Source organism: Nitrospira sp. (assembly GCA_037045225.1).
GTDB lineage: Bacteria > Nitrospirota > Nitrospiria > Nitrospirales > Nitrospiraceae > Nitrospira_A.
The window spans coordinates 2,500,026-2,523,182 of sequence record JBAOHZ010000009.1 but is presented as its reverse complement, the minus strand read 5'-3'; the positions used below and the strand labels follow the sequence as shown (position 1 = coordinate 2,523,182).

Annotated in this window: 28 protein-coding genes; 9 read left to right on the top strand and 19 right to left on the bottom strand. The window is 58.7% G+C overall.

Features of this window, described 5'->3' with window-relative positions:
- The first annotated feature begins 71 nt into the window (after nucleotides 1-71).
- Nucleotides 72-254: a hypothetical protein gene (locus V9G17_12655; GenBank protein ID MEI2753445.1), complete on the top strand. Its 183-nt coding sequence runs from the start codon at nucleotides 72-74 to the stop codon at nucleotides 252-254.
- A gap of 158 nt (nucleotides 255-412) precedes the next feature.
- On the opposite strand, the gene V9G17_12650 is transcribed toward V9G17_12655, so the two are convergent.
- The 15 genes from V9G17_12650 to V9G17_12580 form a co-directional block, all read right to left on the bottom strand.
- Nucleotides 413-1,123 carry an FAD-binding oxidoreductase gene (locus V9G17_12650; GenBank protein MEI2753444.1) on the bottom strand — a complete coding sequence of 237 codons (711 nt, stop codon included), beginning with the start codon at nucleotides 1,121-1,123 and terminating at the stop codon, nucleotides 413-415.
- Between the two features lie 26 nt (nucleotides 1,124-1,149).
- Nucleotides 1,150-1,860, bottom strand: a complete 711-nt coding sequence (locus tag V9G17_12645; protein MEI2753443.1) for a site-2 protease family protein — start codon at nucleotides 1,858-1,860, stop codon at nucleotides 1,150-1,152.
- Nucleotides 1,857-2,753 (bottom strand): DUF2167 domain-containing protein, encoded by an 897-nt coding sequence (locus V9G17_12640; GenBank protein MEI2753442.1) that lies wholly within the window; start codon nucleotides 2,751-2,753, stop codon nucleotides 1,857-1,859. The genes V9G17_12645 and V9G17_12640 overlap by 4 nt, the downstream gene beginning before the upstream one ends.
- A 377-nt stretch (nucleotides 2,754-3,130) precedes the next feature.
- The gene (locus V9G17_12635) at nucleotides 3,131-3,331 is read right to left on the bottom strand and encodes a hypothetical protein (GenBank protein ID MEI2753441.1); all 201 of its coding nucleotides are present in this window, start codon (nucleotides 3,329-3,331) and stop codon (nucleotides 3,131-3,133) included.
- 202 nt (nucleotides 3,332-3,533) lie between these two features.
- A complete protein-coding gene (locus V9G17_12630; protein ID MEI2753440.1) occupies nucleotides 3,534-4,010 on the bottom strand; it encodes a hypothetical protein in 477 nt (158 codons plus the stop codon).
- 26 nt (nucleotides 4,011-4,036) lie between these two features.
- Entirely contained in the window at nucleotides 4,037-4,219 is a 183-nt protein-coding gene (locus V9G17_12625) for an FKBP-type peptidyl-prolyl cis-trans isomerase (GenBank protein ID MEI2753439.1), read from the bottom strand.
- A gap of 220 nt (nucleotides 4,220-4,439) precedes the next feature.
- Nucleotides 4,440-5,540, bottom strand: coding sequence for a DUF2914 domain-containing protein (locus V9G17_12620; GenBank protein MEI2753438.1), 1,101 nt, complete (start codon nucleotides 5,538-5,540; stop codon nucleotides 4,440-4,442).
- 112 nt (nucleotides 5,541-5,652) lie between these two features.
- A complete protein-coding gene (locus V9G17_12615; protein MEI2753437.1) occupies nucleotides 5,653-6,099 on the bottom strand; it encodes a hypothetical protein in 447 nt (148 codons plus the stop codon).
- A 73-nt stretch (nucleotides 6,100-6,172) separates the two neighbouring features.
- On the bottom strand, nucleotides 6,173-7,234 hold the full coding sequence (locus V9G17_12610) for a hypothetical protein (protein MEI2753436.1): 1,062 nt from the start codon (nucleotides 7,232-7,234) through the stop codon (nucleotides 6,173-6,175).
- A gap of 45 nt (nucleotides 7,235-7,279) precedes the next feature.
- Nucleotides 7,280-7,930 (bottom strand): hypothetical protein, encoded by a 651-nt coding sequence (locus V9G17_12605; GenBank protein MEI2753435.1) that lies wholly within the window; start codon nucleotides 7,928-7,930, stop codon nucleotides 7,280-7,282.
- Nucleotides 7,931-8,112: 182 nt separating this feature from the next.
- Nucleotides 8,113-8,742: a hypothetical protein gene (locus V9G17_12600; protein MEI2753434.1), complete on the bottom strand. Its 630-nt coding sequence runs from the start codon at nucleotides 8,740-8,742 to the stop codon at nucleotides 8,113-8,115.
- A gap of 210 nt (nucleotides 8,743-8,952) precedes the next feature.
- The gene (locus tag V9G17_12595) at nucleotides 8,953-9,327 is read right to left on the bottom strand and encodes a hypothetical protein (protein MEI2753433.1); all 375 of its coding nucleotides are present in this window, start codon (nucleotides 9,325-9,327) and stop codon (nucleotides 8,953-8,955) included.
- A 168-nt stretch (nucleotides 9,328-9,495) separates the two neighbouring features.
- Nucleotides 9,496-9,831 (bottom strand): hypothetical protein, encoded by a 336-nt coding sequence (locus V9G17_12590; GenBank protein MEI2753432.1) that lies wholly within the window; start codon nucleotides 9,829-9,831, stop codon nucleotides 9,496-9,498.
- 469 nt (nucleotides 9,832-10,300) lie between these two features.
- Nucleotides 10,301-10,588 carry a type II toxin-antitoxin system RelE/ParE family toxin gene (locus V9G17_12585; protein ID MEI2753431.1) on the bottom strand — a complete coding sequence of 96 codons (288 nt, stop codon included), beginning with the start codon at nucleotides 10,586-10,588 and terminating at the stop codon, nucleotides 10,301-10,303.
- Nucleotides 10,585-10,767 carry a hypothetical protein gene (locus tag V9G17_12580; protein MEI2753430.1) on the bottom strand — a complete coding sequence of 61 codons (183 nt, stop codon included), beginning with the start codon at nucleotides 10,765-10,767 and terminating at the stop codon, nucleotides 10,585-10,587. Before V9G17_12580 ends, V9G17_12585 begins: the two co-directional genes overlap by 4 nt.
- Nucleotides 10,768-11,237: 470 nt before the next feature.
- On the opposite strand from V9G17_12580, the gene V9G17_12575 reads away from it, so the two are divergent.
- The 8 genes from V9G17_12575 (at nucleotide 11,238) to V9G17_12540 (ending at nucleotide 18,644) form a co-directional block, all read left to right on the top strand.
- The gene (locus V9G17_12575; GenBank protein MEI2753429.1) at nucleotides 11,238-12,161 is read left to right on the top strand and encodes a polyprenyl synthetase family protein; all 924 of its coding nucleotides are present in this window, start codon (nucleotides 11,238-11,240) and stop codon (nucleotides 12,159-12,161) included.
- Nucleotides 12,162-12,250: 89 nt separating this feature from the next.
- The gene (hpnA, locus tag V9G17_12570) at nucleotides 12,251-13,234 is read left to right on the top strand and encodes a hopanoid-associated sugar epimerase (protein ID MEI2753428.1); all 984 of its coding nucleotides are present in this window, start codon (nucleotides 12,251-12,253) and stop codon (nucleotides 13,232-13,234) included.
- Nucleotides 13,235-13,338: 104 nt separating this feature from the next.
- On the top strand, nucleotides 13,339-14,151 hold the full coding sequence (locus V9G17_12565; protein ID MEI2753427.1) for a carotenoid biosynthesis protein: 813 nt from the start codon (nucleotides 13,339-13,341) through the stop codon (nucleotides 14,149-14,151).
- Between the two features lie 186 nt (nucleotides 14,152-14,337).
- A complete protein-coding gene (locus V9G17_12560) occupies nucleotides 14,338-14,955 on the top strand; it encodes a c-type cytochrome (protein ID MEI2753426.1) in 618 nt (205 codons plus the stop codon).
- 22 nt (nucleotides 14,956-14,977) lie between these two features.
- Nucleotides 14,978-15,298 (top strand): DUF5666 domain-containing protein, encoded by a 321-nt coding sequence (locus V9G17_12555; GenBank protein MEI2753425.1) that lies wholly within the window; start codon nucleotides 14,978-14,980, stop codon nucleotides 15,296-15,298.
- Between the two features lie 6 nt (nucleotides 15,299-15,304).
- Nucleotides 15,305-15,763, top strand: coding sequence for a phage holin family protein (locus V9G17_12550; GenBank protein ID MEI2753424.1), 459 nt, complete (start codon nucleotides 15,305-15,307; stop codon nucleotides 15,761-15,763).
- 295 nt (nucleotides 15,764-16,058) lie between these two features.
- Nucleotides 16,059-17,891, top strand: coding sequence for an ATP-binding protein (locus tag V9G17_12545; GenBank protein MEI2753423.1), 1,833 nt, complete (start codon nucleotides 16,059-16,061; stop codon nucleotides 17,889-17,891).
- Between the two features lie 384 nt (nucleotides 17,892-18,275).
- A complete protein-coding gene (locus tag V9G17_12540) occupies nucleotides 18,276-18,644 on the top strand; it encodes a hypothetical protein (GenBank protein MEI2753422.1) in 369 nt (122 codons plus the stop codon).
- A 64-nt stretch (nucleotides 18,645-18,708) separates the two neighbouring features.
- On the opposite strand, the gene V9G17_12535 is transcribed toward V9G17_12540, so the two are convergent.
- From V9G17_12535 to V9G17_12520, 4 genes are all read right to left on the bottom strand, one after another.
- Nucleotides 18,709-19,281 (bottom strand): DNA-3-methyladenine glycosylase, encoded by a 573-nt coding sequence (locus V9G17_12535; GenBank protein MEI2753421.1) that lies wholly within the window; start codon nucleotides 19,279-19,281, stop codon nucleotides 18,709-18,711.
- Between the two features lie 154 nt (nucleotides 19,282-19,435).
- Nucleotides 19,436-21,478, bottom strand: coding sequence for a TonB-dependent receptor (locus V9G17_12530; GenBank protein ID MEI2753420.1), 2,043 nt, complete (start codon nucleotides 21,476-21,478; stop codon nucleotides 19,436-19,438).
- A gap of 7 nt (nucleotides 21,479-21,485) precedes the next feature.
- Complete coding sequence (nikR, locus tag V9G17_12525; GenBank protein MEI2753419.1) at nucleotides 21,486-21,902, bottom strand: nickel-responsive transcriptional regulator NikR; 417 nt, start codon at nucleotides 21,900-21,902, stop codon at nucleotides 21,486-21,488.
- Between the two features lie 137 nt (nucleotides 21,903-22,039).
- Nucleotides 22,040-23,119 carry an HD domain-containing phosphohydrolase gene (locus tag V9G17_12520; GenBank protein ID MEI2753418.1) on the bottom strand — a complete coding sequence of 360 codons (1,080 nt, stop codon included), beginning with the start codon at nucleotides 23,117-23,119 and terminating at the stop codon, nucleotides 22,040-22,042.
- Nucleotides 23,120-23,157: the final 38 nt, after the last annotated feature.

Genomic DNA, 23,157 nt, shown 5'->3' with positions numbered 1-23,157 from the left:
ATTTATCTCCGAAATTTCTTGTCTCTCACACACATTGACAAACTCTCGACCCCTTAGCCAGAATGCCGGCCATGGCTGATACGTCGACACCCCAATCCAATCCCTCCGTACCGACCGCCGAATTACCGGAACGCCTCTGCACCTGGTGCAAGGTCGCCATGACCACACGTCTGGTCGCCGGCGGGAAGTTTATCCACTACACCTGTCCCAAGTGCGTGTTTCAGCACACCACCAAACGTACGCCGGCAAGCTGACCGTCCTGTACAGGCCGCCCAGGCCACACTCCCACTGGACGATCAAAATGGTTCGGCCACCAAGGCCGCAGCGAACGAATGGCTGAGGCGTACTGGATTTGCCCGCTGTAGTCTTGTGTGATAGGAGCACGAAGGTGGAGGCCTTTTTCAGCCGCCCATCACTCGTCGTAGTACTTTTCTCGATAGATCGGACACAGCCCCTTGGCGTTGACCCTTGCCGTCACGTCCTTGATCATCCCATTGCCGCCGCACAGATAGACTGCAAGATTCCCGACCGATGAGACCCGTGCATCGACCAGCGCCGTCACGCGCCCGCTTGCCCCCTGCCAGCCTGGTTCCGGCCTGGAGAGGGTCGTGACAAAGGAAAAGCTTGGATGGGCCGCAGCCAGCGCCGCCAGTTCCTCCTGCCAGTAGAGATCCCGTTGGCTGCGAAGCCCCCAGAACAGGGTCACGGACCGCGACTGTCCATCCTCCAATTGAGCCAGAATCATGCTGCGAAGAGGGGCGATCCCGGTTCCGGTTGCCACAAAGAGCAGATCTCTGGCTCCGGCGTCCCGCAGATAAAACGCCCCTGCCGGCCCCTTCAATGAAGTGCGCGATCCATCTTTCAACCCGAATAAATAACTCGACCCAGGCCCGCCCTGAACAAGATTCAGCACGAGCAGAATCCGGTCTCGCTGACTCGGCGGCGAAGCGATGGAATAGGGCCTGGTCACCGGCCTGGGCTGACCTTCCTTCGGCACCTCGAACGACACAAACTGCCCGGCCTTGAACGTCATGCTGTCTGGCTCCAGAAGGCGCAACTCGATCGCGCGCACGTCGTACGTGAGATCTTGAATCCGACTGACTTCAGCCGTGAATGTGTCCACAGAAACCTCGTTGGCAGCTCGGGTGATCAGTTGCGGGAAGGGAGCAAGAGATGCGTTTCATAACTCATGATACCAAGAAACGCCGCCAGCCCAAGATAGTACAGACCGTAGCTGACCCTGGTGGCTAGCGGTACGTCATAGTAGCGCTCCGGTAGACCGTGGGGACCACCCCGAAAGGTAGACATCAGATGGGGAAGGGCCATGATCGCGATCAACAGCAGCATGGGGCTTTGGTTCACGATGAACAGGCCAATCAGGATCGGCACACCCAGCCACCAGACCTTCGGCGAAATGATCGCCGTGATGCGCCCCCCATCCAGCGGGGAGAGCGGAATGAGGTTGAAGAGATTGATCATGAACCCGGCATAGGCCAGGGCCAGCATCAACTGGCTGTGGGTATACTCCGCCGCGTAGTAGCAGGCCATGGCCGCAAAGGTCCCCGCCACCGGACCGGCAATGCCGACATAGGCCTCGGTTTCGACATCCATCGGCTGTTCCTTGAGCTGAATCCAGGCGCCGACGAAGGGGATAAAGGTAGGAGCTCCGACGTTCAAGTTGCGCTGCTTGGCGGCGGCGTAGTGCCCCAGCTCGTGGAATAGGATCAACAGCACGAACCCCACCGCATACCACCAGCCAAAGACGAAACTATACACCACCATCGAGAGCAGCATAGTCCCGCCGGTGAGCGCAATCTTGCCTAGCTTGAGACCGCCGAGGAGCAGGAGGAGGATTTTCACGACGACACCCCTCCACCCCCGCCAGGCTGGTCCACGTGGGGCTTTTTCTTGAAATACTTGGCGGCGAGTCCAGCGATCGCAATCACCAGTAACATCAACACTTTCTTCCCCGCGATCACCAGGGGAATGATGAATCCCCAGAGCTTCGCCAACAGGCCGGACTTGATCGCCGCGCCGGCAATAAGCGCCGACAAGCCGACCGCCGCCACCTTGTCGGTGGTGCTATCGAAATCGGCATATCGTTTCCCCTCGACAAACTCCACATTGGCGAGCAGAAGGCTCACGTGTGGCTTCAACAGCGGCAACTGCTCCAACGATCCCACCATGTTCATACTGAGATACCCCTGCCGCCCCAACGCCAGCGTGTTGTAATTGACTCCAACCGCTGATTCCCGCTCCTGCGCCGAGATAGCCCAGACCACTTTGTTGGCAGTCTTATCGTAATGCGGCTTTTCCTCCCACCCGCGAATCACCAGCGGGGAAAAGCCCTGGGCCTCCCGGGTTTTGTTGTCTTCGTCCGTTCCCTCCTTGATGGAGGCCATCAGCGCATCGGCGTCCCAATTGGCCGCCTCATCGTCCTTGACGTAGCCGGCGTCGATATACCGGACCACCATGAACCACTGCTCACCTTCTTCTGTCGCGGTAATCAGGCCGAGTTCTGAACCGGAAGGGAAATTCCCCATTTGTTTGAGCAGCCGCTGGGTCTCCTGCGCCCCGAGAAACCGATACCCCTTCGGTAATTTCAACAGCGCCTGATCGCCCAGCTTGGCCTCACCAGGCCCAACTTGCCAAGGCAGCGCCGCAGGTTTCGGCTCATCGGCTAAAACCGGCAGCGTCCATGCGCATAACGCCAGAACCATCACCATCATGAGCCTCACCTGATGCCATGCCATAACCGGACCTCCTGACACCTGAGTCACTCCGCCTGCAGGGAAATGAGAAACCCATCGCACTCACCTTGCGACAACTACAGGGAAGCGAGGAAAATGGTTAGAGAACCTGGCGTAGATTCGGAGTCATCACCCAATCAACTTGTCGTATTCGCCGTGTGTACCAATCCAGAACTAGTTGACGCCGTCTGGAATGTCGAACCCCAGTGCCCGATAGTGCTCACCAACTCGTGCTGACCAGAGCGTCCCTATGCGTTTGAGATGAAGTGACGGATGGCGAGGGTTGGATTTAAGCAGGTGGAAGTTCTTGTCGGCGAGTGAACGGATATCCTCCGGAAGCGCGTGATACGCAATCCAGAATCGTGAGGAGGCAGTATACTTCACAGGGGACGGGTTTTCCCCTGTTCGTGCTCCGCACGGGCCTCAGCCAACAGGCTCTCGAGCTTGCCTGCCTTCAGATCTGATTCAATCTGCGCGTCCCATACCCCGGCATCAAATTCAAGAAACCACGTCCGGAACTGAGCCAGATCCGCTGGGGAAAGGTTTGAAACTGTGCGTTCGAGCTGCTCTATCTCACTCATGGCAGTCCTCCATCTCACCAGTGAAAATTGTACACGAGTTCACCAGGATTGTCTGTGCCCACATCTATTCCAGGCTATAGTCGAAACGACGCGATGGCAGACTCCTTATCTGCAGTCCTAGCAAGGATGCAGCCGGCGCTGGAAGGGCACAACGCCAAATGGCACATTTGATGTTAGTCACCCGCTCTCAAACTTCTACCCCCTAATATCGAAGCCGGTAAATATCATCGAGTATGTACATTTTATAGGCATCTACCGTAATCCATCCATACTTGGAGTGATAACCTTCATCGTTTGAGGAACCTGCACCAATCTTTTCCCAAGTAAATAGGCAGTGTTCATGGTTTTCCTTTTCAGGGAATTTCTCCCTTACCCATTGCTCAGAAATATCTAAGGCTGCCTCCATAGCTTTTGGTAGCCACCACCCACGGTAGTAGTAAATTTCGCCTTGCACTGGCAGCGGATGTGCAGAATCGTACGTCTCGAAAAAGAAGCGATCTCCCTCTTTTCGGAGTAGCTTATGAAGCTGAAACCTTTCGTGCCCAGATTTGGGATCAGTATAGAGGCCAGCAGGAGCTATCGGCCCGATGTCCGTCTTGTCAAAGCGAATGCAAAGTCGCGACGTGTCTCCCTCTCGACTCGCTTCAAGTATGATACCCTTTGGCTCAGTATAGGCCATCCTCGCTACTCCTCACAGGCTGCGGGCTACGCTATACCTCTCACCCAAACCTCCACCGCCAACACGGCACCTGGCGGAATAAGGCCGGGAACTCCTTCCTCCCGATAGGCCAGGTGGGGGCTGATGCGGACCTTCCGATAACCGCCGGCTTTCATCCCAATCAACGCCTGCTCAATATCGACGATGACCTGACGCCTTCCCAGCGCCACCTAGTGGTCGATTAACGTCACGCCGCCCTCAACCCGCAACATAGAGGCGAACAACTGGGACGACTGTCGTTCGTTGAACAGAACCTCGTGTCCGCGATTCAAGAAGAGGCGCATGTTATAGATGACCTGTTCGCCTTTTTACACGGCCAGGCTCGTGCCTTCCCGCGCGTCGAGGAGTTCCAGCCCGATGATGCGGGGCATGTGCGACTCCAGATGCCGGTCAGTACACGATCGTCGTCAGCGACCGCGCGGCTTCGTCCCGCTTCTCCGCATGCACCACCACCCGGCCGATCACACGCCCGTCCTCGGTCTCCACATCAACCCGCCAGTCGCCGGGATCGAGTCCTTGCTTAAACGTGTAGGCACGATACCCGCCCTCACGCCCTCCGGAAATTTTGAGGGCAATCCGGTCGGCATGGGTAAAGGGGTGGCTGGCGTCCAGGCGGTAGTACCAATGGTGATAGATCGTGGTATTGAGCGCGACTGGAGCAAAGACCGCCGTGAAGCAATAGATCGGTTCATCGGCGGCCACGGTCGTACTCGATCGCTGCCACACCTCAAACCACTGCTTTTCGTATGACAGTTCGAAATGGTCGCCGGAACGCTTGACCTCGTGATACATCCCCCCGAATTTCATCGAGAGCGGCACGGGCGGAATCCAGTTCAGAAAGTAGAACCCGACCAACAGGCCGATCAGCGCCAGCGCGGGCGCGCCAGCCAGCAAGGCCTCGCGATTGGTGCGAGCCTGGTTCCGCCAATAGATCAGGTGCACGACGCGGAGGACGACCAGCACCGTAAGCGCGGCCCCGGCGAGGAAAATGGCCTGGTTCATCCACCCGGTCATGACCGGCAGAAAAAACGTGACGAACGCGAAGCACACGAGCGCGTAAAGACTCACCAATAGCTGCACATTCGACAAGCGGCTACGGAGGAATTCGTTCGCCACCAGGAAGGCCACAAGAACACAGAAGAAGACGGCCGTCCCGGCGAAGGTCGCGCTCTTGGAATAAAAGATCGCATAGGCGCTGAACAGGCCGCCCAGCAAAAACTGAATGGCCATCGGCGCGTACGGCTTGGCCTGCACCACCCATTTCATGAAGAACGGCGCATCCGGCGGAAGATCCTCGACCCGAGCCTCGTTCGTGCCCAACCGACCGGTCAGCACGATCAGGAAGCCCAATAGGGTGAGGTACAAGAGCAGGAGCAGGTTGTCCCGCAGGCGGTCGATCCGCGTCAACACCAGCGTGTCATAGGTCACGCCGCTAAGGAAAAACAGCGGTGGAAGGTACGGCTTCCCCAAGACAGACTGGAATCGTTCCATCGAGACCATGTCTTAGATTTCAGGAGAAGCAGGCGATTGTCAAACGAAGAGAGGAATTGGTGGTGGGTCAGTTGAATAACAGAGGGGAGGCGTCTGCACTTTTGAGTCGACCCTATCGTGCAGCGGTGTTGAGGCCCAGTCGAGTGTCGAGGGCGTCGAAGAAATCGACGTAGAGGATCGGCCGGTGCTCGATGGGGATCGCCACGAGATTCGGCCTGAAGACTTCTGACGAGACATTCATTGCCCATGCCGGCGTGACGCGCGCAGAGGACTCGGTGACTGGCTCGACCTGCACCGTGAGCTGATAGCCGACGGTGCCGCCGGCAAGCGCGGAGCTATGGCCGACGCCGCTCGGCTGACTTTTGAGGAGGCCCTTGGCCGGATCGACCATCGCGAGCGCCATCGTATAGTCGATCATCTGAGCCTTGACGGCGTCAAAGACGACGGGCTGACTCAGATTGTAGACCCGCGAGCGGTAATGCGCTTCTTCTTGTGGCGAGAGGATCGTGCAGCCGGTGAGGAGCAGCGCCAGCAAGCCAGCGAGTAGTGAGTGCATCATGGTCTCGTTCGTCCTCCATAAGGAAACCCAGGTACATCTGCTTTCATCTCTAAACTTCGACACTACCGAGGAATTACATAAACGGAGGGAGCGGCGCATACGTCACATCGTATCCCAACAGGCGTTCCAGCCACCCGACCATGTGCTCTTCAGGCAGCGGGGCACGATTCAAACGGGCTTCTAGCTGGAAACCGCCCGCGGTGCCCACGATCCCGATAATGGCCGAGGCGTCGCTCCCTTCCGGCATCAACTCCTGCGTCTGGAATTCGCAGAGCGTGCTATAGAGGCGTCCGTGCGGCGCGATTGTGGCGAGGACTTCCGGCAATTCCCCCAGCGCGCAATGCACGGAACAGCGATACACCGACCGGGCGCCGGGCTGTACCGCCGCAAATGCGTCGAGCGCCGGCTCAGAAAAACCCGTCAGGTAGGCGCGCACCCCGGCAGGCTGGGGCGCAAAGGTGGCCGCCAACCGGCTCGCCGGCACGAGAAACTCATAGGCATCCAAGGAATTGTATTCGAACTGACAGGGGCCGAAGGCATCGGGCCAGGAGCAGAAAAACGGTGTCGCCGGATCGGCCGGCCTTAACACCAGACTGTCTTTCTCCACGGAGGTTTCGACCGGCAGATCCAACGTGCCGATCGCGTCGAGAAAGATCGCCCGCCGCTCATCCACCCATTCGGCCCTTCGCGCGTCTTCACGCGTTTCCCCGGGCGTCACCACGTCCTGCGTATGGAGGCGCACGCGGATGAAGGCATGGTTATGCCGGAACCCCAGCCAGAACATACACGTGGGCTCATGAAACCGCAGGCCTGATTTGGTGCGCCAGGGATGGCTGATGGAGCAGTAGGTTCCGACGTCCTGGAATCGCTGATAGACCGTGTGGTAACCGCCGGCGAGCAGGAAAAAATCACCCTGCCACGCCTCGTGGATATGGAGAAGTGTGACATCTTCCGTGGCCCAGTGATCGAGCTGGTCGAACGCATCCAGTGAATCGACCGCCCAATCCTCCACGTAACAAATCACGTCTTTGGCAGGATGCGCCGGCTTCAGCCCCAACGCCCCCAGTCGCTCACCGACCGCAAGGACCTCGCGAAAGGTCAATTGGCCCGAGGTCTCCCACCGCCGTTCACGCACGACACCCCTCCGCACTCCCCGCACGACGGTCGAACCCAGACGGCATCACTTGGCGGACTTCAACCCACGGCCCTCGATTTTTGTATCGGCGATAAACCGTTCGATCCCATCCTGCAGCAGGCCGGACATGAGAGTCTCGACATCTTCGCTGGTGAACCAGAACACCAGCTTGGTCTGTTCCCCCTGAATGTTCCGCACGGTGGTGCTGTCGTCCGCGAGGTTCTTGGCCTTGATGACCAGGCGATTCTGACCGGTCAGCTTCGTATTAAAGACCCGGCTTTTCGCGGTCGTGGCGAACTCACGAATCTCCCCGCGGATCACGATATCCGCCCCTGATACCTCAACACCCGCCTGCACGACTCGCGCATCCCACCCGTGCCGGTTCCATCCCCGTTGGCGCAGCGTTTCCGCCAGCGCCTCGGCAATCGTCACTCCAGGCGCGCCTCCGTTGACATTGAAATTCGTGATCCCACCGCCCAGATGGGTGCGCTGACCGATTTTCGCCCGGTCGGTTCGCAAGTCTTCAAACGGTTCGATCACGATCTTCAACGGCTCAGTCTGACTGCTCGGCACGAACGGCTGTTGCGACTGAAGATTCAGCGGGACCATTTCTCCAGCCCCGGCACAACCCAACAGCACAGCCAGACCCACTGCGACACAACACTGACCTACCATGCGACATCCCTGTGCAATCACACTTGCCTCCCTGTCAGTATCAGTAAGTAACGTTTCTCAAAGACGGGCACAGTCTACCCAACTCGCAGCCGGATGACAAACGGGAAGGAGACCTGGAAGTAACGCCTGTCGCTGATGGCTAATAGCTGGTGTCGCCGGCAAAAAAGAGGGCTACCGGAAGGAGACGAACCCCAATGGATTGATCAAGGGGTCAGTAACGGCAGCAGGCTCCGGAAAGTCTCACGCCCTACCTCCGGCAGACGCCCCTCACGCATGGCCGGAGAATCCAGCGGCACAAAGCGGGCGATCTTGAACCAGGCCCGGCCCGACAAAACAGCCGCCAATTGAGCCTTGCGGTCGTGGGTAATCGGCAGCGTGTAGCCTTCTCCCCGCTTCCATTCCCAGAACGTGGGAGCGAGAGACAGTTCCAGCCCCTGACCGGCCAGCTGATGGAAGCGATCGAAGAAGTTTTTCTTGCACTGTTTAACCTGGCCGCCGTCCACGATCATGGCAAAAGCCAAGTGGTGGCCCCACCAGCAGAGCGAGCGAAAGGTGAACTTGTCGTCTCCGAGGAAATGTTTGGGATAATCCAGATATTGGTAGGGGCACGCTTCAAGCCGTTCGCCCTTCACAAACTGCGCTTTCGATGGGTCAAACCCGGGCGGCACCAACAGTGCGGTCCGGCCCAGGTCTTCCTGCAACCCGAGCTGAAGCTCGCTGAGCAGATCACGGACCTTGAGGATGATTCGTTCCTTAGCGCGAAACAGCTCCCCATCCGCGACCAGCGTGATCTCGGCAGGGGCCAGCGAGGAATCCTGTGACGAAGAAGCCATGTAGGCTAATAGCTCACAGAAACACAATATTGACGGGTGCGCCCTCTGAATGCCCAGGCGTGTGGCGGCGTAGTCCCCACCTTTCGTCGGATGCTCAAAAAGGCTGTCCAGCAAGGCCGCAACGAGTGAGGACCCGCAGGCGTACCCTCGGGGTACGTTGAGGGTCCGAACGAAGTGAGAACGCTGCTGGCGGACTTTTTCAGCATCCGGCTAGGACTTCTGGTGGGATTCGAACACCGACACCTGCAAATCGAAGATCCGGCGACATTCGGCACAGCGAAGGCCCACGCTGTCGCGGATGACATCCAGTTCGCGAATCGTAACCGAGACGGGGTGCGCCTCAAGACAGGCGGCTAATAGTTCTTTTGCCGTCGGGAGCCCCTTCGCACCTGACAGGTCCCCATCAACCGGCACCGCCGCCACCCGCGCCACCACTTGGTCCGACACCATCTGATGCATCATACGGCAAGAGGTGCAGGCGATAATGAGTCGCCCCTGCTCGTCGAGCCGCTTCAACGACAGGCACAAGGGATGAACAGCGAAACACTGTTGCACAAAGGCACCGCTTTGAAATCGCTGTCCCATAACCACCTATGGAATGACCCAAAGAGCGAATAGCGTAAAACAAGCAATCGAGCGCAGGCGTAGGTGCTTCAGCTATCGGCCGTCAGACGGACGCACTACTTCCAGCAAGATACGTTTCACGCTTCACGGCGGTTGCGCGAAAAGCCGGCGCTCTTTTTCAACATCCTGTCACAGTTTCGCCAACCCCAGCATCAGAAGCACCCCAAGGGCGTAGGGAATCATACAGGAATACAGCACGGCGTTGAAGGCTCGATCCGGCGTGGTCGATCGAACCGTGTGGTCTTTGTAAATGAACTCGTAGGCGAGAATCAGCAGCGTAAGGGTCAGCACAAAGACCCGGCTCGTGCGAGGCCAGGTGTAGTGCCCGCTCACGATGAAATTGGCTGTGAAGAACCCGCTGGTGACAAACAGGAGCGGCGCAAGCACGTAGCGAAGGGTGTGGGAAAAGTAGACGTGCCAAACCGGTCTGGTGGATCGTTCCTGCGGATCGAGTAAGAGGGTCATGACCCGACTGGCGCGGGTTGGCTGGAGGGCGACGGAGCAACTTGCTTCGCCTGCTCCTCGGCAGTCCGGCAGGTTTTGCAAATGCGCGGACGCTGCTTCAGGAAGCTGATCCGCCCACTAGCCAGGCAACTATAGTGCACAAACTCATCACATACCGCGCAGCGCGACCATCCCCCGCGTAACATCGTCTTATCGCGATAGAGGCCCTGCTGGCAGACTTTGCAGTTGCGGGGTTCGATCCCCAGCAACATGGGCTCCCACTCGCCAGCTGCTTTGCGAATACTCATAACGCGGAAGTATAGCGAAGGGGTCCAAGAAAAAACAAGGAGGGAGAGGAGGGAGGGTGGCCTGGTGGTCCCCCCAAGCCACCCTCCCGAGGGAAAAAAGGACGAGAAGAACGCCAGGCGACTTCCTTGGGAAGAGACCAAGAAACCGGTCGGATCAGGTGGTAGATTATGGTGAATGCGGCCTATTGCCCAAGAGGAAACAGGCGAGCCGCATGGTGCACAGTCAAAACATGTACTTGCTTCTCGATCAAACGATAGACAATGCGATACGAGCCTTGAACAACTTCACGGATCTGTGGATCGGCAAGTTCAGGCATAATCCTCCCCGACTGAGGAAATAAGATCAAGCGGTCCACTGCAGCCACGAGTCGTTGCGTCACCAATTGAGCGGCATGCGGAGAATCTTTGGCAATGAATTGTTTGATGGCCTGAACGTCAGCGATGGCCCGACGTGTCCAAAGGAGGGTCATCCGAGCAGTTGGCGAACGGCATCCTGGTGGGGGATCATCTCGCCGGCATGAGATTGACGGAGCCCTTCCTCTACCTTTGAGAGAAAGCAGAGCCGTTCAATGGCATCTTCGAGCGTCGCATTGTCTGGCAACCGCTCAACAGCCTCAAGGATCTTTTGTTTGGCAGTCTGAGTACCCACGGTCCGCACGCCTCAGTGTGAGGCTTACTCTATGCCTCTTGCTGACTCGCGTCAATCCAAGGTAACAGACTTGCCGACCTCCTGAGGACGGCGCCTAGGACCCTACCCTACAGAGTACTCGCGGTTGAAATAATGATCTACGGTGCCAGCCTCATCTATGCGATAAGGTTCAGCAGCAACTACGTCAGGCGAGTTATGACTCATCCTCGCTCGAGAACGCTCATGACTCTTGAAAAATCGCCATCCGTCGGCATCACGAAGAGGCAGCGACCACCGCTCCGGGAAGCCCACACGGCCTCGACAGGCCGGTTCCGTTCGATGTCAACACAAGTAGCTGATCACATATTGTGATCAGCTCACCATGCTCGCTCGCACGCTGGCCCTCTCTTCTCCCCCCGTTTGACACTCCGCGAACCCCTTTGTTACTCTCTCGCGCACATGAAAACGCACAGCCCCTTGAGCACTCGGACATGAGCCCCGCAGGCCAACTTACCCCGACCGGTCTGGACATCCGCCGGTACCTCGAACGGAAACGCGAGGAAGTGGACCAGTATCTGCAATCGGTCATCCCGAGTGCCGAGACCATGCCCACGACCCTGCACGAAAGCATGCGCTATAGCCTGTTCGCGGGCGGGAAGCGGGTCCGGCCTATTCTCGCCATCGCCGCAGCCGAAGCAGTCGGCAATGCAGGGAAGGCCGTTTTGCCTGTCGCATCCTCATTGGAACTGATCCATACCTATTCCCTCATTCACGATGATCTCCCGGCGATGGACAATGACGATTTCCGCCGCGGGAAACCGACGAACCACAAGGTCTACGGCGAAGCGATGGCCATCCTGGCCGGCGATGCGCTGTTGACCATGGCGTTTGAACTCTGCGTCCGAGCGAATACCGAGCACCATCTCGATGCCGCGCAACAGGTCCAATTGATCCGGGAACTAGCCGTCGGGTCCGGTAACCTCGGCATGGTGGGTGGGCAGGTCCTCGACATTCAGGCCGAAAACAAGGACATCGACCTCGCTACGTTGCAGTCCATCCACAAACATAAGACCGGCATGCTCATTCGAGCCGCTGTACGGATGGGTGCCATCACCGCCGGGGCGACACCTACGCAACTCGACGACTTGACCTTTTACGCTGAACAGATCGGCCTGGCCTTCCAAATCGCCGACGATGTGTTGAACGTCACCGGCACGCGCGAGGAGCTCGGCAAGAATCCCAACACCGACGCCCAACGCGGCAAAAAAACCTACCCGACGTTTTACGGCGTCGAAGGAGCCAGGCAACTGGCGGAAGATTGCGTCACCAGTGCCAACGACCGGCTCGCCTCCTTCGGCACGAAAGCCGATCCACTCCGCGAGTTGGCCCGGTACATCACCTCGCGGAAAAATTGAAGAGCCTATAGCTGATAGCTTATGGCTGATAGTCTGACAGCTCCTCTTCCTGCCATACGCCATCGGCCATTGGCCATCAGCTCCCCATCATGAAAGTACTCGTGACCGGCGCAACGGGTTTTGTCGGCGGAGCCGTGGCGCGGGCCCTGGTCAAGACCGGTGTCGAGGTTCGCGTGCTCTCCCGGAAGGGCGCAGATCTTCAGAACCTCGCCGGACTACCGGTCGAGCAGGTTGATGGAGACTTGCGCAACATCGAGTCCCTCCGACAAGCCTTAGCCGGTTGCCGGCAGCTCTACCATGTCGCGGCCCATTATGCCCTGTGGGCGAAAGACCCTTCGATCTTCTACGACATCAACGTCACCGGCACGCGAAGCCTGCTGGAAGCGGCTCGCGAGGTCGGCATCGAACGGACCGTCTATTGCAGCACCATCGGCGCGATCGGCCTGCCGCCGGGCGGCGGATTAGGAACCGAAGAGACGCCGGTATCGCTGGCGCAGATGGCCGGCCATTACAAACGGTCAAAATATTTGGCCGAGCAGGAAGTGCTGACACTCGCGCGCGAAGGCCTGCCGGTCGTCATCGTGAACCCCAGCGCGCCGGTCGGCGAAGCCGATGTGAAGCCCACCCCCACCGGCCAGATCATCGTGGACTTCATGAAAGGCCGCATGCCCGCCTACATCGAAACCGGCATGAACCTGATCGACGTGGACGACGTGGCCCAAGGCCACCTGCTCGCCATGCAGAAAGGCCGGCAAGGCGAACGCTACATTCTCGGTAACAAGAATCTGCTCCTCAACGAAGTGTTCCAGATTCTGAGCCGCATCACCGGGGTGAAGGCCCCCACCATCAAGTTGCCGCGCCTTGCCATTCTGCCGCTGGCGTATGCAAATCAATGGATCTCGAACCTCACGGGTGTGCCCCCGCGCATTCCGCTCGAAGGCGTGAAGATGGCCAAATACAAGATGCATTACGACTGCGGCAAAGCGATCCGGGAACTCGGCCTGCCCCAAACACCGGTCGAGACTGCCTTGGAGAAAGCCGTGCAGTGGTTCCGATCACATGGCTATGTGTAATCCGATGCTGAAACAGGCCTCCATCGACGTTCCCGGCTCGACAAGATCCTCCACAGACCCACGGCGAAAGAGCGTGACTTTTTTGAGCATCCGTTGATCCTCCGATGGAAATCCCTCTCCTTTTCTTTAACACTATCCTGCTCCGCCCCTACGTCTTTGCCTTCCTCGCTGCCTTTCTGGTTTCAGCCGTTGCGTTGATCGGCTGGCCGCGGACCTGGCGCTTCTGGCTCGTCAGCTGGATCACCGCCTTCGTCTGCGAATATTCCTCCACCCGTAACGGCATCCCCTTCGGCTGGTACTTTTACAACGGCTCTACGGTCGGGCAGGAGCTCTACTTCTCCAATATCCCCTTCATGGACTCGATTTCGTTCTCGTTCCTACTGTTCGCCAGTTATTGCCTGGCGCTCTTGTTGCTGCTGCCGGTCCAATCGAGTTCGCGCGCCGGCACTATACCGCGACTTCCCGATCTGACGTTCACTCTGCCGCTCCGGACAAGTTGGCCGGTATTCACCCTGACGGTGCTGCTCTTCGCCTTCATCGATATGGTGATCGATCCGGTGGCGCTGCGAGGCGACCGCTGGTTTCTGGGAAAGATTTACTATTATCCCGACCCTGGCGTGCATTTCGGCGTCCCGATGGCGAACTATCTCGGCTGGGCGGTCGTCGGCGCGATCTCCCTGTTGATCTACTTCCCGCTGGACCGGCGCTTGCACCAGCCCTTGCCGGCACACCGTCCGTCTACCACCCATCGCCTGCTGATCGGTGGCGGACTCTATTACGGAGTGCTGGCCTTTAATCTGGCGATGACGTTCTGGATCGGCGAAACGCTTCAAGGCACCACCGGCCTGCTGATGTATGTGCCGCTGACGGCCATCTTGCTGCTACGCCTGTTCACGCCTGCGACCCAATCTACCTAGCGGGATGTTCCTGGGCATCGGACACTTCGCTGCCCATGACGACCACCAGGGCCGAACAGAGTTTTTTCGCAACCTTCTGAGCACAGTCGACACACATCCTCTCGAGTCTGGTGTGATTGGCATTCATTCGATCGAGACGGTATAGTGGTAAAGGGCGTTGTGCCTAGACTGGAAGGTTTGTCTCTCATGAAGAAACTTTGCGGACTGCTGATGATCGGCTTCCTGGCCACCTTGGGAATCCTCGGGTGGTTCGGATATCAGTCCTATAGCACCGGGTTTAGCGCCAAGGCCGAACCGAACGAGCTGGAAGTGCTGATCGCCAGACAACTCCGGCACCTGGCCATTCCCTTCGAGAATCGACAGCTCCGCAATCCCCTACCCATCACGCAGGAACTGATGAAGGACGCTCTCGCCCACTTCGCCGATCATTGCGCCTCATGCCATGCCAACAATGGTAGTGGAGACACCGTCATCGGCAAAAATGTGTACCCCAAAGCGCCCGACCTGCGCCTGCGAGACACTCAGACTATGTCCGACGGAGAATTGTTCTTCATCATCCAGAACGGGATTCGCTTCACCGCGATGCCCGGCTGGGGAAGCGGTGATCCGGCGAAAGACAGCGGTAGCTGGCAACTCGTGCACTTCATCCGCCACCTCCCCAGCGTGACCGAAGAAGAATTGCAGGAAATGGCCGGCTTGAATCCAAAAACCAGGAAAGAACTCCAGGAAGAGGCCCTGATCGACCAGTTCCTGGGCGGAGACGATGCCGCTGCCTCCAAGGCTGTCGGCGCCCATCATCATTAATCCGTCAACGAAAGGACGACCCGTGACATTCCTTCGACTCTTCATTGCCGCGTTCCTTCTGATCTGCGCCCCGGCCGGGGTAGCCGCCCATGGGAGCGGACAGCATGTGCTCGGCGTCGTGGCCGCTATCGACGCGACTCACATCGAGGTCAAAACCCCCAAGGGTCAGGTCGTGTCGGTACGAATCACGGACAAGACCCAATATAAGGTACGGAACCTTCGCCGCCCGAAGAGCCCGCCGCAGGTGGGAGACCGCGTGGTCATCGAAGCCGAAAAGGGCACCGACGGCCTGACCGCCACGGAAGTCCATTACTCGGACTCCAAACCCAAAGAGGCCCAATAGCGCCCCATGCGAGTGTTTGAGCTACAGAGCAGTCAGCACAGCGCAAGCAGCACGAGCAGCCTCCGCCCCTTTGTCATGCGGGTCCTGGTGATGGGGCTGGCCGTCTTTCTCGCCGTGACGATCGTACCCGGCATCGAATCGGAAAGCTTCGGCGCCGGTCTGGCAGCCGTGCTTGTGCTGACGGTACTGAATACGCTGATCCGGCCGCTGCTCTACCTGCTGGCACTCCCGCTGATCGTCGTCTCGCTCGGCCTGTTCATGGTGGTAATCAACGCCCTCCTGCTCCAACTGACCGCCGCACTGGTCAAAGGGTTTACCGTTGTGGGATTCGGGGCCTCTTTCTGGGGCGCCCTCGTCATCAGCCTCGTGAGTAGCCTCCTCAACATGATCCTGGTGGTGGAACATACCCGCGTGGAACGGCACGACCATCCCCAGCGCCCCCCCACGATCATCAACCCGGACTAGCGACCGAGAGCCGAGACTGGCCGCCAGATGGCGTATAGCCTGGCGATGGGAGGATCCATGGACCGTGCCATACACTATGAGTCCTATGTGCTTCGAATGCAGATGCTTCCTTGAGTTACCTTGATCCGGCTGCTACAATGCCGACCGACGCTCGCCATTCACCGCCGAGAGCGCACAACCTATAACGAGCACCATGTTCCGAACATGCTGCGGGCCATGACTCACCAGCGGAGTCATCCAGACCGGAACAAATGGTCGCCCCCTGCGTAGTCGGGAACATCCTGCATAGAGGTCGATGAGTCCTCCAGCCGAACCAGAAAAAAAAGCTGCCGCTGAAACGCACCTGCAACGCACCCTCACCTCCGTCGTCAACGGATTACCCGCTGAGGCCGCCCTGGTCGCAATTTTTCACCAGGAGCAGGGGCCACTCACGACGCAGGTGCACCGCGGATTCACCCCGCGCGATGTCCAATCGATCGTCCGTACGCTCTCCTCGCAAAAGGTGCTGACCTCCGTCCCCGTCGGCAACGATCCCGAGGCCTCACGCACCATGCGCCTTCGCCTGATCACGCCGGGTGCCAAGTCGCTACTGGGCGTGCCGCTGCGCCACCGTCAGCGCACCTTTGGTTTCCTGGTAATCGGACGGAAAGACAATGCCGTCTACGCGAAAAAAGACAAAACGATGCTGGAACAGGCCGGCGACGACATTACCAAGGCCCTTGAGCGGGACAGCCTCTTTGACCTCAACGTGCTGCTGAGCCGTCCGCTGGTCGTGCAAGAGCCCCAGCCGGTCATCGCGACCCCGGATGTCTATACTGCGCCGACCTCCCATGCGACCCCGGAAATCCAAGAAAAGATCGTCGGACTTCTCAACGAACTGGGGCAGACCCTGGCCTTCGATCGCGCCTGGATCGGAGCCTATGATCCACTCGCAGGTAACGTCGAAGTGCTCGGTATCGCCGGAGAACAGAAGACCGATCCGAAGGACCAGAAAAAAGACCTCAAGGCGGGCCAGCGCCTGACCCTCGACGCCTCTGCCGCCGGGTGGGTGGTGCGCCACCGTAAGCCGCGCGTCGATCACGATCTCGCCTCGACCCAGGGCCGCTTCCTCGACCACAAACACTTGTACAAAGACCGGTTCCAGTCGTCGCTGGTGCTCCCCTTCTTCTTGCGTGGCCAGGTCGGCGGCACCATCACGCTGGCATCCAAGGAAGCGGACCGTTTCGCCGTGACCGATGCCCGCCAGCTCGAACCGATCAACCTCAAATTAGTTGAGCTGCTTCAGGCTGCGCCACCACCGGCACCGGGTGCCGCCAAGACGGAAGGCGAACCAGATGCTGCCGCCGGCTCAGTCGCGCTGATCTCGGCAGAGCCGGTGATTAGAAAGCAGGAACGGCAAGCGGCCATCGGAGAGTTCAGCGCCTTTCTCGCGACGGAAATCCGGGAACCCCTGGGTTCAATTCGTGCGCAGCTGGAAGAAGTCACGGCGGAGGGTATTCTCGACTTCGACCCGCAGACCCGTGTCGAGAACGCGATGCGGGACCTGATCCGCATCGAAGCGATTCTGAACGAAATCCTCGACTTCGCCAAGCCACTCGACCTCGCACGCCGGCTCTGCCGCGTCCCAGAAATGGTCGAAAACGCGCTGACCGTGGTGGCCACAGAGTTGGAAGCGACCCGTATTCAAGTGGTCAAAGAATATGCAGGGCTCCTCGCCCCGGTCCGGGCCGACGAAGCCAAGATGCAGCAGGTGTTCCTCAGCATTTTCAAAAATGCGATCGAGGCCATGACCCCGGGCGGCATCCTGACCATCTCCATGAGCAACCAGCGGGCAGGACGACATCTGGAAGTGCAAATCCTGATCAAGAACAACGGAACACCGATTCCTCCCGAACATGTCGACAAAGTGTTCGAGCCATTCTTTACGACGAAGCGCTCCGGTACCGGCCTGGGCCTCGCCACCGTCAAGAAAATTGTCGAGGAACATCAGGGTAGCATCGGCATTTCCGGCACACCCGGCGAAGGCACGACGGTGACGATACGTCTACCCGGTGTCAGCCGAGGCCCGGCCCATCGGTATCGAGGGCGCGGACGCCGTCCGCCACGCCGCCCGACCGCCGCGTCCTAAGTCCTCTTTTAGTTCTCATGGCTTGGAAGGTTCCCCCTCGGAACCGGTCCTTTCATCAGTGTGCCTCCCCCCGCACCAAGCAACGTCACGTCCTAGGCCTGGCGAATTGCGCACATCGGAAGAATGCACTCTGCCCCTCACCTTCAACAGACAGGCGGGGTGAACCTCCTCCTGCGCACATCCAACGAGCGGGCTCTAGACCGTGCTTCTCTTAGCGAATCGCCATACACACCTGTGGGTGGTCATTGAGGCCGTCCAACTGCTCCCCCTCCCCCTTTATCCTTGACACGGCTTCCTCAGATAGCTAAGATTCCCGCACTCATCAGGCTTTTAACGTCTATAATCGACCACCATACTTTCACATTCTTTCAAAGGAGTAGGGGTATGAAATTCGTGATCGGCAGCGTCGCGACCCTTGCAGGTGTATTGTTCATGTGTTCGATGGCCTCCGCGAATCCGGCCCTGTTGCCGAAGCACGAAGGTTATCCGATGAAGAACGACGGCAGCCCGGTGAACGGACAACCGACAGCCAATGACCCAGGTCAGAAGGCGGGAGCCGGCGAGTCCACGCTGATGAAGTCTGCTGATTCCTCCAGCAAACATGCCGAACAGAAATTGGTAAAGTCGGACAATGCGCGGATTACCGAAGGCCAGGGTGCCGGTCGGTTGCCGAACGTGCAGGGTCCGCAAATCAAGATCGAGCCGCCGGTGACCTCCGCGACCAAGATCACGGGCGATCGCAAGATCGACTAGTTTCGATTCTCGACAGTACGGAGAGAGGGCCGTTGTCTCACGACAACGGCCCTCTTCTTTTTCCTCATCGCATCAATCGCTGGCGCTTTCTTTGACCTGAGCCGGCTGCTGCTTCCCATCGGAACCGCCACGGCTTTTTCGCCCATTCCCCTGCGTAGTCGACTCCGATCCGCGGATAGGTTTTCAGAACACCCTGCGACAGCACCTCTCCACGGTCTTCGAACCAGAGCGCCTCTCCGGTGGTGACATCGCACCGATTCAGACGGCGATCAATGCTGAAGGCGCGGGTCAGCCGGCCCGGTCCGTCAATGAGCATCCCGCGGCACGCCACTGCCCTCAGAAGGATCGCAGCCGGAAATCCATCTTGCTCGGTCACCACATTCAACATTTCATGCATGCCATAACAAAGATACACATAGGCCATTCCAGGGGGGCCGAACAGCACCTCCGTCCTCGCCGTTCGTCCTTTTGACGCATGACACGCCTTATCCTCCGGACCGACGTAGGCCTCGACCTCGACGATCTTTCCGGCCATCAGCTCTGCCCCGTTGTCCCGTACGAGGTACTTCCCGATCAACGACCGCGCAACTTCGACGGTTGGGCCAGCGAAAAAACTCCTCGGCAAAATCTCTCTCATGGGCGAGTCTCGTCTCCTACCTTCCATGTGCGTCCTTCTCAAAATGGCTTCCAGAAAGGCCGCAGGCGAAGACAAGACCGGAGGCGTACCCTCGGGGTACGGTGAGGATTTTGTCGAGCCGAGAACGCAGCTGGAGGCCATTTTCAGAAGGCCGCTAAAAATACCACGCGACGCCCCCCATGACCATCCTCGGATTCCCCGGCACAAAGTGGATATCCGTGACACCTGCAGCCTCATTCTTGAGCCTCGACTCAAAGGCAAAAACCGCTTGTTCCCACTTCGTATTGAGTAGATTCTGCACGAAGAGAAACGCTTCGAGCCTCCCATGTGCCAGCTTGATCGGGAGCTGGTACCGTTCGGACACATCAACATCGATCCAGGAGGGCGCACGGATGCTGCGATCTTCCGTCAGCGGGCGAACCCCCAAATACGTGGCTTGCAGTTGCGAGGTCAATCCTTCCGGCCACCGCAGCAGGAGCGCACCATAGGCCGTTACCTCCGGCGCCAGGGGAATGGCTTCGCCATTGCGGAACTCCGCCTTGGTCCAGGTAATGCTGCCGTTGAAATACACCGGTCCCCAGACCTGCCCACGCGCTCCGACCTCCATACCGCGCCGACGGGACGCACCACGAATCTCAGTCGTGCCCTCGTCACCGACAAACACCAGCTCCTGTTTCATGTCGAGCGCCCACAGAGTGGCAGTCAGCTCAATACCATCCGAACCCCACGGTCTCGATCGAAGGCCGACCTCATAACTCTTGGCCCTTGCCAGCGGTGAGGCGACCGGAGTCACCGCTGAACGCGCATCGTTGCTATGGTATCCCTCGCCATAGTTCAAAAAGAGTTCCGTTCGCCACCAGGGCCCCAGAATCAGATTCGCCTTCGGCAACACAAGACCGGAGTCGGCGCTCCCGGAGGCCTGCGCCAGACAAGTCTGGCAGCGGTTACGCACATTGAAAGTAAACACCTCGCTACGCACGCCGCCGGCCAGGCGCATCCATGGCGTCGGTTGCACCTCCAGCTTGAAGAAAGGGGCATAGGAAGCCTCAGTGATGTCCGTATCGCTCGTGCTTCCGAGCGGATTTCTGAGCGCTTGCGGCCCGAGCCGGGCATGGATGTGATCGACCCTGGTTTGCACCCCGACAGTCGCTGCGCCGTCCATGTCGAACCATCGTGCGGTCTGTTTGTAGCCGATGTCCCCGCCATACATGACCCGCCGATCGGATTGCTGAAACCCATCGCCGTTGACCGGATCGTTCTGGAATAACGTAAAATTGGTAAACAGATCGAACCGGTAGTACTGCGCATAGGCATTGGCAAAAAAACGGCCGCCGGAGGTGGTGTCGTAGTGATAGTTCAGCCGGCCGGTACCGCGCATCGTTCGCCCACCCTCGGAAGGATCGACCGCACCGAACCGATCCAACGACCCGTCCTGCACGGCGCGCAAGGGGATCTCCCCCGACGCATTCCATTGAGACTTATGAAAGGTACCGGTCACCGACAGCTCCGATCGGGCGCTTGGATTCATCGTCGCCTTCCCGAGCAGATTGCCCCGAAAGTACCGGTTATCCTGCTGAAACGGTCCGTTCGTGTAGTACCCCTCAGCAGCAATCAGCGAGCGCACACGGTCCGTCGTCGGGGAAAACATCAGCAGGTGGCGCTGCGTATGGAACTGCCCACCGGCCGACTGCACCACGCCCTCGCTGACCGCCTCCCGTGTCCTGAAATTGACCGCGCCCGCGGTGGCAAAATCGCCATACTCCGGCAGATAGGCCCCCTTGTAGACATCGAGGCCTTCGATAGTCTCCGGAATGATGAAATTGAGGTCGGTGTACCCCTGGCCATGCGCATGGGAACGCAGGTTGATCGGCATTCCGTCGGCAAAAAACGCGACATCCGTGCCGTGGTCCGCATCAAAGCCGCGTAGAAAATATTGGTCGGCTTTACCGGCGCCGCCCGAATGTTCGACGGCAATAAATCCCGGGATGAGGCGAAGCACTTGGGCCGGACGCCCTTGCGGTTGGAGAAGATATTCCCTGTCTGGGATGAATTGCTGCGACGAGGCTGCAACCGGACGGTCGGCTTCGACATTTACTTCCGGCACATTCAGGTCCGGCGCATCCGGATCATGGGCCCTGAGGGGAGCAACCCAACACAAGAGACTCACTGAGACGGTCAGGAGAGCAACCCGCTTCACCGACCGCTCACCGCAACCCCTTGCCCGTCGTCGTCATGGTGAGCTTGCCGTGTTTCACGCCCTTGACGCTCAACAAGGCGTCGGCCACCTTGCGGATAGCGGCACCTTTCCCTCTCGCAACCAGGACTTCCAGGCAGTGATCGTGATCGAGATGCACATGCATCCCCGCCAGGATGTGTCCCTGAAAATCGTGCTGGATACGGGTCAGCTTTCCCGTCAACCCCGGCACATGATGGTCGTACACAAACGCGATGGTGGCGACGGTCTCCTTATTCTCATGCCATTGCTGTCCGACCAGATTGTCGCGAATCAAGTCGCGGATCGCTTCCGAACGGTTCGTGTAGTGACGACGTTCGATCAGACGATCGAAATCGGCAAGGAGGTCGTGATCGAGGGAGACGCCGAATCGCGCGAGCTTCTTCATGGCTGAATATCCGTGTTACGAAACTGATAATCGTGGCACGGATCGTACAGAACCATTCGCGAATCCGTCAAGCAGCACTCAGAGGACTCTCTTGAGGAGCGATACGCGGCGGGAGGAATCAGACCACGAAGGGACTGTTACGCGACCAACTGGAGCGGATTCGTCGTAGCCAACAGCTTCTTTCCTTCACGATCGATGAGCTGCACAAATAAGTTGCTCAACTCAGGATCGAACTGTTTTCCGGCCATGGCTTCGATTTCAGCCCGAGCCTGACTGAGCGTCAACGTCGCTTTGTATGACGTGGGGTGCGTCATGATATCGAAGGCATCGGCCAGCGCGACGATTCGTCCGGCCAGCGGAATCTGCACATCCTTAATCTGGTGATAGCCGGTGCCATCCCATCGCTCATGATGCGTCAGCGCGACTTCCCGCGCCATCATCACCAGCGGCGCCCGGCTGTCCGACAGAAGCCGCGCTCCGATCTTGGTATGCTGCTTCATCACCTCCCACTCAGCAACATCGAAGGTCCCGGTTTTCATAAGCACCGAGTCCGGCAGGCCGATTTTCCCCACATCGTGCAACGGAGCGGTTTTCTTGATCATATCCACCTGATCCGCCGATAGCCCCTTCATCTCCGCCAGCAACATGGCGATGCGCCCGACACGCCAGGCGTGGCCGCCGGTCGCGTCGTGGCGATACTCGGACGCCAGCGCGAGACGACTGAGCAGATCCAGCTGCGTTTGCTCCACGACTTTGGTGCGCAGGCGAACCTGCGCTTCCAAGTGTTCATTATGCATGCGGAGCTGTTGGTGCAGTTTCCGAGTGACGAGTTGATTCTTGATGCGGAGCACCATTTCCGTGCCGTCCACCGGTTTGTTCAAGAAATCTTTGGCACCTTCGGCCAGCGCCTTGTGTTTCGTCGATGCATCCAGCTCGCCCGTGATGATCAGGATCGGGAGATATTCGTCGGCTGGAATGACTCCCGCCAGTTGCCGCATGACTTCACATCCATCCATCTGCGGCATACGCATGTCCATCGCGATCAGGTCCGGCTTCACCTCCTGGTATAACTGCGCGACTTGGCGTGGATCGGTCGTCGTCGTGATCTTCGAAAACCCGGCCTGCTTGAGGATCGCTTCCATCAGTTTGAGGCTGGATTGCTCGTCGTCTATCAGCAGCAGTCTAATCGTGCTGAGGTCGAGGCCCGATATGGACATTGCGGCGCTCCTGTTCGGAAATGGTCTACCGCCCCTAG